This window comes from Rhodococcus sp. T2V (assembly GCF_029269925.1).
GTDB lineage: Bacteria > Actinomycetota > Actinomycetes > Mycobacteriales > Mycobacteriaceae > Rhodococcus_F > Rhodococcus_F koreensis.
On sequence record NZ_JARJBD010000361.1, the window covers coordinates 1 to 600 of the forward strand.

Below are 600 nucleotides of genomic sequence, written 5' to 3' on the forward strand. Positions count from 1 at the left end.
CAAACCCCGCACGAAACCCGACACGCCGGGAACCGGTACCCCGGCCACACCTGATGCAGGGGCGAAGCCCGCAGCACTGTCGGTGCCGCCGACCGGAGCCCTGACCGTGGCGAAAACGCCTGCTCCGGCGAGAAAGTCGCCGACGCGGCGACGTACGCCAGCGAAGACACCGCCCTCGTCGACACCGTGACGGTGGGCCAGGCACGCACGTAGCGGCATGCCTTCGCTCGGCGGATCTGCCGGACACAATGGCGCCGTCGAGCACCGTGGTTGCGGTGCCCGACGGCGCAACGGTTCGGGTTTTAGGTGTTGTTCGCCGTCCGTGGGAGGGTGTTGCGGGCTTCGATGGCCTTGACGGTGTTGTCGAACGGCTTTCCCAGGACGTGGGTGCCGAAGACGCCGAGCACGGCCCCGAGCGCGCGTCCTTTGAGGTTCTTGCCGTCGCGGACCACGACGGCGTCGACGTCGGTGGTTCCGTCGGGCATCGGGGTGAGGGTCGACCGGTGGACGGTGTCGAGGGCAGTCAGAGGGGTAGCTCCGCTCCGGCCTGTTCGGCGACCATGTAGGCGGCGTACCAGTCGGGCCAGTTCGGATCCGCTG

Annotated in this window: 1 protein-coding gene and 1 pseudogene; both read right to left on the reverse strand. The window is 68.8% G+C overall.

Annotation, left to right across the window (positions count from 1 at the left end):
• On the reverse strand, positions 1-219 hold a 219-nt coding region (locus P3H15_RS54370), incomplete at its 3' end, for a hypothetical protein (protein WP_276144882.1).
• Between the two features lie 83 nt (positions 220-302).
• Positions 303-497 (reverse strand): annotated as a pseudogene (locus P3H15_RS54375) (hypothetical protein); the annotation flags it as partial.
• Positions 498-600 lie beyond the last annotated feature (103 nt).